Origin of the sequence: Leifsonia virtsii (genome assembly GCF_030433675.1) — a bacterium.
Lineage (GTDB): Bacteria > Actinomycetota > Actinomycetes > Actinomycetales > Microbacteriaceae > Leifsonia > Leifsonia virtsii.
On record NZ_JAROCB010000004.1, the window covers coordinates 125,881 to 141,202 of the forward strand.

General features: G+C 66.7%; 12 protein-coding genes. 7 read left to right on the top strand and 5 right to left on the bottom strand.

Features of this window, described 5'->3' with window-relative positions:
* Window positions 1-6 precede the first annotated feature (6 nt).
* Complete coding sequence (locus tag P5G59_RS14640; protein WP_301219732.1) at window positions 7-612, top strand: dTDP-4-dehydrorhamnose 3,5-epimerase family protein; 606 nt, start codon at window positions 7-9, stop codon at window positions 610-612.
* Window positions 613-627: 15 nt separating this feature from the next.
* Window positions 628-1,491, top strand: a complete 864-nt coding sequence (gene rfbA, locus P5G59_RS14645) for a glucose-1-phosphate thymidylyltransferase RfbA (protein ID WP_301219733.1) — start codon at window positions 628-630, stop codon at window positions 1,489-1,491.
* Here the strand turns inward: rfbA and P5G59_RS14650 are convergent.
* Both P5G59_RS14650 and P5G59_RS14655 read right to left on the bottom strand, forming a co-directional pair.
* Window positions 1,464-2,354 (bottom strand): glycosyltransferase family 2 protein, encoded by an 891-nt coding sequence (locus P5G59_RS14650; RefSeq protein ID WP_301219734.1) that lies wholly within the window; start codon window positions 2,352-2,354, stop codon window positions 1,464-1,466. The genes rfbA and P5G59_RS14650 overlap by 28 nt on opposite strands.
* A gap of 24 nt (window positions 2,355-2,378) precedes the next feature.
* On the bottom strand, window positions 2,379-3,233 hold the full coding sequence (locus P5G59_RS14655) for a hypothetical protein (protein ID WP_301219735.1): 855 nt from the start codon (window positions 3,231-3,233) through the stop codon (window positions 2,379-2,381).
* A gap of 107 nt (window positions 3,234-3,340) precedes the next feature.
* On the opposite strand from P5G59_RS14655, the gene P5G59_RS14660 reads away from it, so the two are divergent.
* Together P5G59_RS14660 and P5G59_RS14665 are read left to right on the top strand one after the other, a co-directional pair.
* Window positions 3,341-4,300: a glycosyltransferase domain-containing protein gene (locus P5G59_RS14660; RefSeq protein WP_301219736.1), complete on the top strand. Its 960-nt coding sequence runs from the start codon at window positions 3,341-3,343 to the stop codon at window positions 4,298-4,300.
* 4 nt (window positions 4,301-4,304) lie between these two features.
* On the top strand, window positions 4,305-5,234 hold the full coding sequence (locus tag P5G59_RS14665) for an NAD-dependent epimerase/dehydratase family protein (protein ID WP_301220145.1): 930 nt from the start codon (window positions 4,305-4,307) through the stop codon (window positions 5,232-5,234).
* Between the two features lie 18 nt (window positions 5,235-5,252).
* Here P5G59_RS14665 and P5G59_RS14670 read toward each other — a convergent pair whose 3' ends face one another.
* Together P5G59_RS14670 and P5G59_RS14675 are read right to left on the bottom strand one after the other, a co-directional pair.
* Window positions 5,253-6,497, bottom strand: coding sequence for an ABC transporter ATP-binding protein (locus tag P5G59_RS14670; protein ID WP_301219737.1), 1,245 nt, complete (start codon window positions 6,495-6,497; stop codon window positions 5,253-5,255).
* A gap of 2 nt (window positions 6,498-6,499) precedes the next feature.
* A complete protein-coding gene (locus P5G59_RS14675; protein WP_301219738.1) occupies window positions 6,500-7,426 on the bottom strand; it encodes an ABC transporter permease in 927 nt (308 codons plus the stop codon).
* 178 nt (window positions 7,427-7,604) lie between these two features.
* On the opposite strand from P5G59_RS14675, the gene P5G59_RS14680 reads away from it, so the two are divergent.
* Window positions 7,605-9,497 carry a glycosyltransferase family 4 protein gene (locus tag P5G59_RS14680; protein ID WP_301219739.1) on the top strand — a complete coding sequence of 631 codons (1,893 nt, stop codon included), beginning with the start codon at window positions 7,605-7,607 and terminating at the stop codon, window positions 9,495-9,497.
* On the opposite strand, the gene P5G59_RS14685 is transcribed toward P5G59_RS14680, so the two are convergent.
* Window positions 9,479-10,894, bottom strand: coding sequence for a glycosyltransferase family protein (locus tag P5G59_RS14685; protein ID WP_301219740.1), 1,416 nt, complete (start codon window positions 10,892-10,894; stop codon window positions 9,479-9,481). The two genes, P5G59_RS14680 and P5G59_RS14685, sit on opposite strands and share 19 nt — an antisense overlap.
* 41 nt (window positions 10,895-10,935) lie before the next feature.
* Between P5G59_RS14685 and P5G59_RS14690 the strand changes: the two genes are divergently transcribed.
* Together P5G59_RS14690 and P5G59_RS14695 are read left to right on the top strand one after the other, a co-directional pair.
* Window positions 10,936-12,765, top strand: coding sequence for a glycosyltransferase (locus P5G59_RS14690; protein ID WP_301219741.1), 1,830 nt, complete (start codon window positions 10,936-10,938; stop codon window positions 12,763-12,765).
* Window positions 12,766-12,830: 65 nt separating this feature from the next.
* Window positions 12,831-15,320, top strand: coding sequence for a glycosyltransferase (locus P5G59_RS14695; RefSeq protein ID WP_301219742.1), 2,490 nt, complete (start codon window positions 12,831-12,833; stop codon window positions 15,318-15,320).
* Window positions 15,321-15,322: the final 2 nt, after the last annotated feature.

The following is a 15,322-nucleotide window of genomic DNA, read 5'->3' on the forward strand; positions in this document are numbered from 1 at the left end:
CCCGTGGTGCAGATCCGCGAGCTCTCGATCCCCGACACCTATGAGATCACCCCTCGGCAGCACCCCGACGACCGGGGCCTGTTCTTCGAGTTCTACCGGTTCGACCGGCTTGAGGAGGCGGTCGGCCACCCGCTCGACCTGAAGCAGGGCAACACCTCGGTCTCCCGCCGTGGATCGGTGCGCGGCATCCACTTCGCCGATATCCCGCCGAGCCAGGCCAAGTACGTCACGGCCCCGCACGGGGCCGTGCTCGACTTCGTGATCGACATCCGGGTCGGCTCGCCCACGTACGGCCAGTGGGACTCGGTGCTGCTGGACGACAAGGACCGCCGGGCGATCTACGTCGCCGAGGGCGTGGGGCACTGCTTCGTGGCGCTCACCGACGACGCGACCGTCAGCTACCTCGTCACCGACGTCTACAACCCCACCCGCGAGCACGGCATCAACCCGCTCGACCGCGACATCGCCCTGGCGTTCCCGATCCCGGCGGAGGAGCTGCTGCTCTCCCCGAAGGACACCGACGCCCCGGGCCTCGCCGAGGCGGCCGAGAGCGGTCTGCTCCCCAGCTGGGACGCGGCGCGAGCCTTCTACGCGTCCCTCGACAACAAGTAAGGAACCGTTCCACACATGCGCGGAATCATCCTCGCCGGCGGATCCGGCACCCGGCTGTGGCCCATCACCAAGGGCATCTCGAAGCAGCTGATGCCGATCTACGACAAGCCGATGGTCTACTACCCGCTGTCCACGCTCATGATGGCCGGGATCAACGAGATCCTCATCATCACGACCCCGGAGTACAACGAGCAGTTCCGCGCACTCTTCGGCGACGGCTCGCAGCTTGGCATCCGGATCGAGTACGCGGTCCAGCCCTCTCCCGACGGTCTGGCGCAGGCGTTCATCATCGGCGAGGAGTTCATCGGCGACGAGTCGGTGGCGCTCGTGCTCGGCGACAACATCTTCCACGGCACGGGCCTCGGCTCGGCGCTGCGCAACCACACCGAGGTCGACGGCGCGGTCATCTTCGCGTACCAGGTCAGCGACCCGAAGGCGTACGGGGTCGTGGAGTTCGACGACGACTTCAAGGCGATCTCCATCGAGGAGAAGCCGGCCGAGCCGAAGAGCAAGTACGCCGTGCCCGGCCTCTACTTCTACGACAACTCGGTCGTGGAGATCGCCAAGACGATCGAGCCGAGCGCGCGCGGCGAGCTGGAGATCTCGACGGTGAACGAGCGCTACCTGCAGGCGGGCAAGCTGCAGGTGCAGGTGCTCGACCGCGGCACCGCGTGGCTCGACACCGGCACGTTCGAGTCGATGATGCAGGCCTCGGAGTACGTGCGCGTCATCGAGGACCGCCAGGGCTTCAAGGTCGGCTGCATCGAGGAGATCGCCTGGCGCGCCGGCTGGATCGACGACTCCGCGCTCGCCGAGCTTGCGGCTCCGCTGGTGAAGAGCGGCTACGGCCGCTACCTGCGCGGGCTGCTCGAGGGCTGACGTCCCCCGCGGGTCAGCAGCCAAGCTCGAACATCGAGGCCCACGCGAAGCGCCCAACGCAGCGGAGCGAGAACAGGGCCCGCATACTTCTTGCTGAGGTACCGGTACGCGCTGTCGTGGTGCGCCCGAACCATTCGCGACGACTCCGACGTCGTGGAGTGCGCCCCCGAGTGGATGATGCTGGTCGCCGGGACATAGAGGCGGTCCCATCCGCCCTTGGCGAGCCGGTATCCGAGGTCGACGTCCTCGAAGTACATGAAGTACCCCTCGTCGAACCCGCCGATCTCGTCGAATGCCGACCGCCGCACCATCAGACAGGACCCCGACAGCCAGTCCACCTGACGCATCTCCGAGGACTCTGTGCGGTGGGCGAGGTAGCGCCGACTCCAAGGGTTGCCCTTCCAGATCGGGTACAGCACGGCGTGCCCGATTCCGGTCCGGAGCGAAGGGAACGCGCGCGCGGACGGATACGGCGTACCGTCCTCGTTGAGCACCCGGGGACCGACCGCGCCTGCCTGCGGATGATCGATCAGCGCGCCTGCCAATTCAGAGACGGTGTCGTGGCCGAGCCGCACGTCCGGATTGGAGATGAGGACGAAGCGCACATCGGAGGGAAGGCTCCGGACCGCTGCATTGATCGCGCCGCCGTAGCCGCGGTTCTCTCCCAGAGGAAGGACACTCGCGTTCCGCGTCGCGGCGATCGCCGTGGTGTCGTCGATGTCGGCTGACGCGTTGTCTGCGATGAGGGTGCGGGGTGCCAGATCGCCCGACGCCACCGAGTCGAGGAACCCTGCCAGCTCGCCGCTGGAGTTGTAGCTGACCGTCACGACGGCGAGAGAGGAAGCGGAGAGAGTGGCTGGCATCGCCCTCCAGCATAGATCGGAAGGTCAGGCGATCGCTGCGGCCAGCTCACTCGCGATGCGCTCGGGGCTGGTGCGGGCGCGGATGCCCTCCATGACGGAGAGCGCCCGCAGCCAGCGCGGGCCGCCGAATTCGCTCTCCGCCCGCGCTAGCGCACTGAGGATCGTTTCTTCGTTCGTGTCGTCCAGAAGGTACGGATAATCGGCGCCGAGCCAGCGGACCGCCTCTTCCTGGTCACGCTGGATGAGCACCGGTGCCCCGCAGTGTGCCGCTGTGAACCCCTTGAGGAAGGGTTTGAAATGGTCGAGTGCGCGCTGCTGCCGGACGGCGTAGTGGAAGGAGTAGCGGCCGAGGCCGGACAGCCACGCATCGTCATGCCGTGAGGTGTCGATGGCGACCACATCGACTCGTTCCTCGATGCGCGGGGTGAGCACCGCGTTGACGCGTTCGCCGAAGTAGCCGGCTCGGAATCGGGAGGGCGGAGCCGGTGACGTGGGAAGCCGTGGATCGACGTGGTGGTCCACGAGGGCGACGCGCGTGGCGGGGAAGGCTCGGCTGTAGTGCTCGAAGGCCGTGTGAGAACTGGCGACGAGCACGTCAGCGAAACGGGCGGTCGTCCAGGGCGGGAGCTCGTCGACGGGGTCGAACAGCAGCCTATTGCCGGAGCGCACCAGAAGGTCCAACTGCTCCGGAGTCGCCATGTTGACTGCCCCCTTGGTCAGGAAGACGTCGCTGTTGCGCGCGGTGCTTCCGAGGGGTCGCACCGAGACGCGACGGCGTGGAAGGTGCTCGCGAGCGATGTCGGCGAGCTGGAATCCGCGCATCACCGTCGATCCGGCCTCTCTGAAGCGTTCCGCGTACAGAAAGACGAGCCGGCGCATGGGCCCATTTTAATGCACGCGTAGCAGGCAATTCAGGCATTCTGCGGGATGGTATCGTCGTCTGGATTGCTTACCCGAAGGAGTTGACGATGACCGGAAGTCGTGCTGTGTACACGGCTCTCCTGGGGGGATACGAAGAGCTGCTGGAGCAACCCGTCGCCAAGCGCACGGACATCCCCTTCATCTGCTTCACCGACGACCCCGACCTTCGCAGCGAGACGTGGCGTATCGTCCTCGTCGAGCCGATGCTCCCACTGGATCTGGTGCGCAGCCAGCGTGACTTCAAGATCCGGGGTCACCAGGCGCTCGAGCCGTTCACCGAGACCCTCTACATCGACAACTCCGTCCTGCTCAAGGTCCCGCCTGAGGAGATTCTGGACGAGTGGCTGCGCGATGCCGACTATGCGGTGTCGCTCCACAGTTACCGCGAGCGCGTCATCGACGAATTCGATGAGGTCGTCGCCCTCAACTACGACGATGCGGCCCGGGTCCAAGAGCAGCTGCTGCACTACGCCGACCTCTACCCGGAGCTCATCCATCAGCATCCTTACTGGAATGGGATGATCGCTCGCCGCATGACGCCTCAGGTGCAATCGGCGATGATGCGGTGGTTCGATCACGTCCTTCGATACTCCCGGCGCGATCAGCTCTCCGCCAACGTCGCCCTCGGGCTGTCGGGCATGCGGGTGAATGCGGTCGAGCTCGACAATTTCGCGTCAGAGCTCCACGCGTGGCCCGTCCAGGTCGCCCGCAAGATCCACCTCGGGAAGAACAACCGCCGGAATGCCGGTCCGATCCTCGCTGAGGTCGCCCGGCTCAAGCGCGAGGTGTCGGCGCTGTCCTCCGAGCTCGAAGCTTCGGCGGAGGCCCGGGAATCGCTCGCCGACGTGCAACGGGAGCTGGCGGAGACGCGGGAGGCCGCAGCTCGCGATCGCGCACGCATCGAAGGCGAGTTGCGTGCGCAGCTGCAGGACGTCCTGACGAGCACCTCCTGGAAGGCATCGGCGCCCATCCGCTGGGTGGCGGACTCCGCCCGCCGGGTGCGCGCGGGGAGGTCGGCACATTAGGGTCATCGTCACCGGGGGCGCAGGGTTCATCGGCTCCACGCTCGTCGCAGCGCTTCTGGAGCGGGGCGAAGATGTCGTCGTCGTCGACTCGTTCTCTCCGTACTACAATCCGGCCGCCAAGCGTGCCGCGCTGGCCGCGATGGCGGGTCCTCGGCTCTCGGTCGTCGAAGGAGACCTCAACGACCTGGAACTCGGCTCGGTCGTCCGCGGCGCCGACGCGATCGTTCATCTCGCCGGCCAGCCTGGCGTCCGCAAATCCTGGGGCGACGACTTCCTCACATACACACGGTCGAACGTGGACGCCACTCAGCGCCTCCTGGAGGCGGTGACGAAACATGCGGACGGAGCGCGCTTCCTCTACGCATCGTCGTCCTCTGTGTACGGGCAGGCCGAGACGTACCCGACGACCGAGGACATGCTCCCTCAGCCTGTGTCGCCCTATGGGGTGACGAAACTCGCGGGCGAGCATCTGACATCCCTGTACGCCGAGAGTTTCGGCGTCCGCGCGGCGGCCTTCCGGTTCTTCACGGTCTATGGCCCGAGGCAGCGCCCGGACATGGCGTTCACCCGCTTCCTCACCTCCGCCCGTGACGGGTCGCCGATCACCGTCTACGGCACCGGGGAGCAGATCCGAGACTTCACGTACGTAGGTGACATCGTCGCCGCGCTGCTCGCCGGAGTCGAGGCGGAAGGCGCTCTTCCACGAGTGATGAACCTCTCCGGCGGCTCGAGCGTCTCCGTCAACGAGGTGCTGGAGACCATCTCTGAGGTCACCGGGAGACCGCTCGACATCCGACGCCTCGACCCCGTCCGCGGCGACGTCTTCCGCACCGGTGGCGACAGCTCCCTGGCCCAGCGTGCGCTCGGGTGGACGCCGGTCGTGCCTCTGGCGGAGGGACTCGGTCGTCAGTGGGACTGGGTCGCGTCCTCCTGAGCCGGCCGAACCGGCTCGTCAGGACTGAAGCGAAGACTCGGCGCTGACGACGCGCGCACTCGCGTCCAGACGCACGATGCCGGATCCCACCTCATACGGCGCGATCTCGAACGTCGATGCGGGTGTCATCCTATCCAGCGACGCCCCGGTGACCTCTTCCAGGCTGCCCCGAACGGAGTACTGGCCCGCCCCGAGAGCATTCCGGTCGATTGCGAAGTCCACCTCATGCAGGCCGGGCTCGGCGGGGATCGTGGTCTGCAACATCTTCGTGTTGAGGCCGTAGACACCGAGGCCGGTCGCCGTCTCGATCGCGATACCCGCCGCGAGCGGCGCCTGGCCGGCGGTGAGACGATACCGGTAGCGGATGACGATGTCCGACGCCGGCTCCAGCAGCACTGATTGTGCCTTGTCGGCGGGCTCACGGGTGGTGTCCACGACGCCGTCGACGACCGGCAGCGCCACGATGCTGTCGATCGTCGCCGTCTTCGCCGCGGTCACATGGTGACTCGCGTCGTACTCGATACGCTCCTGCTCGAAACCGCGACGGAGGACCCGGAGACCCTCGGTCGGGCTTCCGTCGTGGATCAGTTCACCGTGGTTGAGAACGACCACCCGGTCGCACAGACGACCGACCTGCTCGGCCGAGTGGCTGACCAGGACGATCGTGCGACCCTCGCGCTGGAACTCCTCGATCTTGTCCATGCACTTGCGCTGGAACGGCTCGTCGCCCACGGCGAGGACTTCGTCGACCAGCAGCAGATCAGGGTCGACGTGGACCGCGACCGCGAAAGCGAGCCGCACGTACATGCCGGAGCTGTAGAACTTGACCTGGGTGTCGATGAAGTCCTCGATGCCGGAGAAGTCCACGATCGCATCGAAGTACTGATCGGTCTGCTTGCGGGTGAGGCCGAGGATGGCGGCGTTCAGATACACGTTCTCCCGCCCGGTGAGGTCGGGGTGGAAGCCTGCTCCGAGCTCGAGGAGGGCCGCCATGCGGCCGCGGCGCGCGACCGAGCCGGTCGTCGGCTCGATGATCCCACCGATCACCTTCAGAAGGGTGCTCTTGCCGGATCCGTTGTGGCCGACCAGGCCGACCGTGCTGCCCGTGTCGATCTCCAGGTCGATGTCCCGGAGCGCCCAGAAATCGTCGCGGTGCTTGCGCGAAGCGGAGAAGTTGAGGACACGTTCCTTGAGAGACTTCTCCTTGTGCATCACGAAGCGCTTGGAGACGTTCGACACCTGGATGAGAGGGGTTTCGGTCATGATCAGATCTCCTGTGCGAAGTTGCCCTGAAGGCGTGAGAACACTCGCTGCGAGATCCACAGCAGGATGGTGCTGATGACCAGCATGATGACCAGCCGGAGTGCGAGGTCGCTCGGCCAGACCTGGGCTGTGGCACCGGTGCCTTCCAAGCCGCCCGCCCAGAGCGCCTTCTGCATTCCGATGATGGCGATCGTCACGGGATTCGCGAGGTAGAGCTGCTCCAGCCAGTTGCCGTGGAGGGCCTGGTTGACGAACGTGAACGGGTAGACGATCGGGGACGCCCAGAAGAGGACCAGGAGTGCGATCTCCACGAAATGCTGCGTGTCCCGCAGATAGACGTTGATCGCAGACAGGACGAGACCCACTGCCGTCGCGAAGACGACCAACATGACGACGGAGAGGGGCGCGAGCAACAGGTTGACGCCGAACGGGAAGTGCGCGAGCACCACGATCGCGAGCAGGAGGACGACCAGCTGGACGAGGAAGTTGAACATGGCGCCGCCCACCGTGCTCAGCGGGAAGATCTCGCGGGGGAGGTAGACCTTCTTGACGAGGCCCCCATTTCCCAGGATCGAGCCCGTCGAACCCGAGACGATTTCGCTGAACAAGCCCCAGGTGGTGAGACCGGTGAAGACGAAGATGGCGAAGTCCGGCGTGTTCCGCGCGGCGCCCAGGATCTGCCCGATGGCGAAGTAGTAGATGAGGAGCTGGATCAGCGGCCGTGCGAGACTCCAGACGAGTCCGAGAGAGCTGTCTTTGTAGCGTGCCTTGATCTCGCGCTTGACGAGGAGCCACAGGAGTTCCCGGTGCGCCCACACATCGGCGAGCGATCGACCGCTTCCGCGGAAGAAGCCCTGCCGCTCGCTGACCGTCTGGAAGGGCTCCTGACTGATCGCGAGCGCGCGGGATCGGGCTTCGCTATTGCTCATACGGTGGGGTTCCGTCCTCCAGGGGAGACGCCCCGGTCGGGCGCGTCTGCGGGTGAAAACAGAAGGTCATTGTAGCCACAGCACTTGCGAGAACGGCTGAGCCCCCTCTGAAGGCCATCGGATATCCTCTGCCAGGAGGGCGGAAGCGGTGCCCGAAGTAAAGAGGGGGATCCGTGCTGTGAGTGTGCGCGTCAGGTCCAAGAAGATCGTCAAGCGGGCGCTCGAGCGGGCAGGAATCGACCCCGCCGCTTTGCGTGTCCGCCGCGAGCCGGAGGCGCCGGGACCGGCCTACGTGTATGCCAACGGTGTCTCGACCGAGTTACCCCTCTCGGCTGCGGAGCAGTGGCGACGCCGGAATGCGCCACCGCTCGTCGTCGCTCTGTTCGGCGAGCTGCGTCCGGAGCACGTCCTCTGGATGGTCGGCATCCGGGAGCGCTTTCCCGCGCACTTCCTGGTCGCCCCCGACGCCGCGGCCCAGGTGAGTGAGCTCGATCCGACCTTCTACACCCTGACCGGAGTCGTCGGACCCGCGGCGACTGCTCGTCTTGCGCCTGTGCTCCGCTGGGTGCAGCGGCTGTGGCGCCGGTGCGATCTCCTCCTCATCGACCTCGACGCCGACCCCGTGTCGGCGGAGCAGCTGCTGCAGCTCCAGTACGCATCGCGGACGTACGACCACGACGAGGAAGTCGGGGTGATCACGCCGGGTTACGTGGTCGACGACGTCGTCCAGCCGGGCTTCGACTTCGACCGGAGTCGTGAGCAGTTCGTCCCGACCGGCGCCCCGGAGGCGGATCATGGGCAGGATGTCATCCCGCGCTACCTCCTCACGGCACTTGCGCACGGCACGCTGATCCGGGCAGAGGCGGTGGACCATGTCCTGCTTCGTAGTGGCGACCTGGACCACTCGGCCGGCCTCGACGGCGACGTGTCACTCTTTGTCGCGCGGGGGTGGCAGCAGAACATCCGAACCCTCGGTTACCCCTCCATCCGCGTGCACCGGGGCGATCTGCCTGTCCCTGAGGTCACCCCGCTGCACCGCGAGTGGCTCCTCGAGCGACGGGTGACCGGTCGCGACGGCCGCCGACGGGTGATCTTCGTCCTCAATGCGACCTCTGTCTCCGGCGGTATCCGCGTCGTGTTCGAGGAGGCCGAGGGGCTCGCCGTCCGTGGATTCGACGTCGAGATCTGGGCATTGCAGGAGCATCCGGACTGGACCGACCTCGCCATCCCCGTGACCACGTTCCGTAACTACTTCGACCTCCTCATGGCTCTCCGCAAGGAAGAGGCGATCAAGGTCGCGACCTGGTGGGAGACCCAGCAGGTCGTCTGGCTCGCCAGCGTCGTAACAGGTGTGCCGGTCGCCTACTTCCAGGAGTTCGAGGCGTGGTTCTATCCGAGCCAGCGCCTCTCACGGGCCGCGGTCGCCGCGAGCGCACGCCACGAGTTCCACTCGCTGACCACGGGTTCCTACCAAGCCAGCGAGCTGAAATCCGTGGGGCTCGACCCGGCGATCATTCCCGTCGGCTACGACCCGCGGCTGTTCTTCCCCTCGACTCGCGTCGAGCGGAGGGACGACACTCTCCTCGCCGTCGGTCGGTCCTTCTTCCAGAAGAACTTCGCTCTGACCGCCGCAGCGTGGAGCCGACTCGGGGACCAGCGTCCCCGCATGCTCCTCTTCGGCTATGAGCCGGACATCCTGAAGGACGAGCGCGTCGATTACGTCGTTCGACCCTCGCACAGGCGCGTCAACGAGCTCTACAACGAAGCCACCCTGTTCGTCTCGACATCGCTGCACGAGGGCTTCGGGCTGCCGATCATCGAAGCGATGGCGGCCGGGTGCCCGGTGATCACGACCGACGCGCATGGAAACCGTGACTTCTGCGTGGACGGGGAGAATTGCATTCTCGTCCCACAGGGCGACCCGGCAGCACTCGCCGCCGCGATCGCCGGCCTCATCGACGACCCGAAGCGCAGGCAGCAGCTCAGCGAGGCCGGACTGGCCACGGCCGCGCGGTATGCGTGGCCGAACGTCCTCGACGAGCTGGCCGAGTACTACGCGCGGATTCTCTGAGTTCTCCCCGTCCAGCGGCGAACGCGCCGCCTGACCTTCGACGCGAGACGGCCGACGCGGGTGCGGGAGACGGCTGCCCGAAGGCCGCTCGCAGGCGCAGAAGCGATGGAGGGCAGGCCTTCGCCGTCGACGTTCGCGAGCAGAGTGGGCTCAGGCGCATCGCGCAGGGGCCCCACGATACGGTCGCGCAGCTGAGCAGTGGTCGCCGACCAGCGCCAGTCCTCCCGGATCCCGTCGATACGGGAACGCACCGCTTCGCGCGCCTCGACGTCGTCGCCGAGCCTTCGGATGGCCGCTTTGGTCGCATCCACATCTCCGATCGGCGTGACTGAGCCGAGCCCCTCGCGGGCGATGTAGTCCGCAAACCAGTCGCCCTCCGAGACGATGCTGGGAAGTCGTGCCCAGAAGTGGTCGAGGATGCGTGTGCGGAACGAGTAGTGCGTCTCCAGAGATGACTTGTGGGCGGACACCGCGAGGTCGGCATCGAGCAGGAAGTCGGCGCGCTCGTCGGCAGGGACCCATTCGTCGAGGAAGACGACCGCCGTTCCCAGGACACCGAGTTCCTTGGCCACGGTCCGCGCGCGCTCGACGGCTGGAGGACGGCCGATCGTGGAGTTCGGGTGCACGGTCCCGTAGAACACCAGTTTGTAACGCGGGTCTTCCTGGGCCAGCGCCGCGATCGCACGGATCGGCGTCTCCGCGTCGAACCAATCCCAGATCCCCCCAGCCCAGAGCACCACGATGTCGTCCTCACGGATGCCATGGCGGCCGCGGAGCCCGTGACGGTTCTGGACAGGATCCGACTCCTCCATCCCGAACGGCGCCAGCCCGATCAGATCGTCGGCAGAGCGGTGGTCGAGTGTGCTCGGGAGGATTCCGCCCGAGGCCATGATGTAGCCGAGCCAATAGTCCCGCTGGCGCTCATTCGAGGCCACGAAGTAGGAACCGGCCTGCGCGCAGAACCGGAAGTAGCGGAGGAGTTCGGAGAACTCGCGGTCCTTGCCCGCGGGATCGCGAACGCCGCTGATCACCTCCGCACCGACGGTTTCCACCGGGAGCGCGTTGTACAGGTCGAAGACCAGACGGACGTTCCGCTGCACCGCGATCCGGGCGACGTTCGTGTCGATGAACTGGCAGAACACGACATCGCTTCCCGCTACGAGCAATTCCAGCTCGTCCCGCGAGCGGTACTCCGTCACCACCACTCCGTCGGCCTCCAAGCCGATCGGCTCGCTCCCGGCGACGCCGAGGGCCAGCGTCACCGACATGGACGGTGCGAGGGCCTTTGCCACGGCCACTGCCCGCATCCCGGGGCCTGCCATCCGCTTGCCGACCACGTCCCCGGCGACGACCAGGAGACGGGGAACGCCGGGACGTGAAAGGGCAGTCTGTACCATGAAAACTTCGACTCTCTTACTCAGCCCGAGGACGATTACCTATGAGCACGACGTTCCGCTCCGCAGCGAAGGCCCTGGCTCGCGCACTTCCCGACGGAGTCAAGGAGCGGCTCCGCGGCCCGTTGGCGCAGCGCGCGTTCCAGCTTAATACGCAGGGCCTGGCCGTCGACGACGCAGTGCTCGCTCGGGTCTCCGCGCACCGCCGACCTGTCAGCATCGTGATCCCCAGCTACAACGACGAACCGCTGCTGCGAGCGTGCCTGAGCAGCATCGCGGACACCTGCTCGGAGTTCGACTACGAGATCATCGTGGTGGATGACTACTGTCAGCCGGCGAACACGGAACGCCTCCGCGCCGTCGAGTCGGAGTTCGACCGCGCCAGGATGGTTTTCAAGGAACGACGCCAGGGGTTCGCGGTCTCCGTGAACGTCGGGATGGCCCAGGCGAAGCACGACATCGTGCTGCTGAACTCCGACATCGTGGCGCAGCCGGGCTGGCTTGATGCCCTGCAGTTCGCTGCGTACGAGCGTGACCCGGCCATAGGTCTGGTGAGCCCGAAGCTGGTCTACCCGGACGGCCGCATCCAGTACGGCGGCACGTACTATGCGCGTGTGCTCGCACCGCAGTGGTTCGGCCATCTCTATGTCGGCAGCCCGGCCTCACGGCCACTGGCGAACGTGCCCGGGTACAACCGGTCCATCTCCGGTGCCTGCGTCTACATCCGTCGCGAAGCGTACGAGCGGCTGGGCGGGCTCGACGAGGGGTACTGGCTCGGCTTCGAGGACGTGGACTACGGCCTGCAGGCGTGGCGCGAGGGCATCCGCTGCTGGTACGAACCCCAGTCGCTCCTGATCCACCACGAGTCGGCCTCCCGTGGCTACAGCCAGGGAAAGCGGGAGCTGGCGTCGATGCGACGGTTCTGGGACCGTTGGCGCTCCTCCTTCCTCGAGCGCGAGGTGGCAGACGCGGTGCGCGTGGACTTCGTCATCAGCCCCGCGGCTGCTCCAGTCTGGCGGCGGTATGTTCTCGAGCTGGTGAGCGCGCTCGGTGCTGAAGGGCTCGCGGCCAGTGTTCACGAGCAGGAAGCGACCGGCCGTGACGAGAACCTCGTCGCCGAGCTCGCCGACGATCCGGCGCTTGTCGTGTGCGCGGACTGGGGCGCCGCTGAGACCGTCTGGCTCGCGACGCTCCACGCCGGGAAGCCCGTCTACCTCCTCCCCACGGTGGAGAGCGGCGATCACCCGCACGACCCGGCACTGCAGACGCGCATCGTGGCCGGTTACCGGCCGGAGTTCGAGTACATTGCGGCGAACCGTTGGGGTGCAGACCAGCTCCGCGCCGAAACGGCGTGGGAGGTCCGCCATCGCCTGGTGCCTGCCCTGAAGCCGCCGGAGGCGGGTGCCCAGGCGGCGGCGGCGGTGCCGCTGGTCGTGACGGTCGGGCTCGACGCCTCAGCACGGCTGGAGCTCGATCGAGCGGTGCACCAGCGGGATGCCCGGGTTCAGCACCTCGCCGACGCGCAAGCCGCGGATCTGTCCGAGCGCGTACGCGAATTACGGCCGTCCGTCGTCGTGACGTTCGAGGAGTTCCCCAACAGCCTCGTCCCGCTCTCGCTCATGGCGACGGGGGCGGCGTACGTCGGTCGCCCCAACCCGCGGACCTCCTGGGAAGTGCTGGACGGATACAACGCGCTGCTCGTGGACCCGGCGGACGGCGCGGCGCTCGGGCGTGCTCTCGACGACCTCCTCGGGGACGACGATGTGCGATCCGAGTTGGCGGCCAACGGCCGGCGCAGCGCCGAGCGGGCCGCCGCTCTGACCGGTGAGGAGCTGGCCGCGTCCCTGCGGAGCATCGCCAGGGTGTCCGTTTGACAGCGGGCTAGACTCTTCGGCGGACCGGCGTCGGTGGTCCCAGCGTAACGAGCGAGGTCGAGGGTATGAAGAAGCGCCGTGCCGGAGTCGTCTCCGTCATCCTGGTCAATTTCCGCGGAGCGGACGACACCATCGAGAGCGTCCGCGGCCTGCGCGAGCTCGACTGGCCCAGCGACGCGCTCGAGATCGTCGTCGTCGAGAACGGTTCCGGCGATGACAGCCTCGACAGACTTCGGTCTCTGGACGACATCGTGCTCATCGACTCCGGCGCCAATCTCGGCTTCACCGGAGGCTGCAATCTGGGGGTCGAGAAGTCGTCCGGCGAGTTCATCGCCTTCCTGAACAACGATGCGCGCCCCGACCCCCAGTGGATCCGCGCGGCCGTCGACACTTTCGCGACCGGACGCGACATCGGCGCAGTCGCCAGCAAGGTCCTCGATTGGGAGGGCGAGGAGGTGGACTTCGTCGACGGAGCGATCACCTGGTACGGCATGGGGTACAAGCCGCATGCCGGCGAGCGCGATCGCGGTTCCTGGGACCAGGAGAAGGACGTGCTCTTCGGCACCGGTGCTGCAATGTTCATCCGCGCCGAGGTGTTCGAAGAACTCGGTGGCTTCGACGACGACTACTTCATGTTCTATGACGACGTGGATCTGGGGTGGCGTCTCAATCTGCTCGGCTACCGTTTCCGCTTCCAGCCGGCGTCTCTGGCATTTCACAAGCATCACGCGTCCATGAACAAATTCGGCGCTTTCCGCGAGGAGTACCTGCTCGAACGGAACGCCCTCTACACGCTTTACAAGAACCTGGGCGACGAGCTCCTCGACGACACCTTCTCCGCCGCTCTGCTGCTCGCGGTCCGGCGTGCGGTCGCCCGAGGTCGGCTGGACTCCTCGGTGCTGGACCTTCGCAACCCCGGGGACGATGCCGACTCCGCCATGCCGGTGGCGAAATCCACCATGGCGGGGGTGTTCGCCATCGACCGTTTCGTCGAGCTGCTGCCGGAGATGACAGACAAGCGGCGAGAGATCCAGGCAGGCAGGGTGCGGAGCGACCGCGCGCTCATGAAGCTCTTCGGCAACCTGGACGAACCGGCCTACCCGATGCCGTCCTACCAGGAGGGGTACGACAAGATCGTCGGAAGCCTGGATGTGCTGGCGGGAACCGACCGTCGTCGGGTGCTCGTGATCACCGGCGACCCGGTGGGGCCGCGGATGGCCGGTCCCGCGATTCGCGCCTGGCACATCGCGGAGGAGCTCGCCGCCGAACATGAAGTACGCCTGGTCAGCCTCACCTCGGTGGCTGAGATGGACGCGCCCTTCGAGCTGGCGACCGCGAGTCATCATCGTCCCGGCACGATGACACCCCATGAGCGCTGGGCCGACGTCATCGTCTTCCAGGGCAATGCGCTCGCGCTCTTCCCCGCCCTGGCACAGTCCACCAAGATCCTTGTGGCCGACGTCTATGACCCGATGCATCTCGAGCAGCTGGAGCAAGGGCGCGGGCTGACTCTCCGGCAGTGGGACAGTCAGATCGGCGACGCGACGGGGACTCTGAACCAGCAGCTGGAACGCGGCGATTTCTTCCTCTGCGCGAGCGAGCGTCAGCGCCACTTCTGGCTCGGGCAGTTGGCCGCCCTCGGCCGTATCAACGCCTATACGTACTCCCGAGACACGGAACTCGACTCCCTGATCGCCATCGCTCCGTTCGGGATCCCGTCGGAGGATCCGGAGCAGGGGCGCCACGCCATTCGCGGGCAGGTTCCCGGCATCGGAGAGCGCGACAAGGTCATCGTGTGGGGCGGTGGCATCTACAACTGGTTCGACCCGCAGACGCTGATCCGCGCTGTGGGCAGACTCGCCGAGAGGCACGATGACGTCCGCCTGTTCTTCATGGGGGTCAAGCACCCGAACCCGGACGTTCCCGAGATGGAGGCGGTCTCCAAGGCCCGGGGGCTGGCGAAGGAGCTCGGGCTCGCCGGGCGGAACGTCTTCTTCAACGAGAGCTGGGTTCCGTACGAGCAACGGCAGGACTACCTGCTCGATGCCGACCTCGGCGTGTCGACGCATTTCCAGCACATCGAGACGACCTTCTCGTTCCGCACCCGGATCCTCGACTATCTTTGGGCGGGCCTGCCGATCGTGACGACGGAGGGTGACTCCTTCGGCGACCTGGTGGCCTCCGCGAACCTCGGAGCGGCCGTCCCCGAGCAGGACGTCGAAGCGCTCGAGGACGCCCTGGAGCTCATGCTCTACGACGACGACGCGCTCGCCGCGGCCCGGGCCGGAGTCGCACGAGTGCGTGAGCAGTTCCGGTGGAGCAGGACGCTTGCGCCTCTGATCGAGTTCTGCCGCGCCCCCGTCCCCGCCGCCGACCGGACGCCGGGGACGGTGTCCCGGCCCTCGCTCGGCCGCGTGAAGATCCAGACCCGCACCGGGCTCCGTCGAGACCTGGATCGTGCCGCCTACTACTTGCGCGAGGGCGGTCCGCGCGCGGTGCTCGAGCGCTACCAGGCGCGTCGCGACCGTGCGAAGAGAGATCGCAGCGGGATATGATC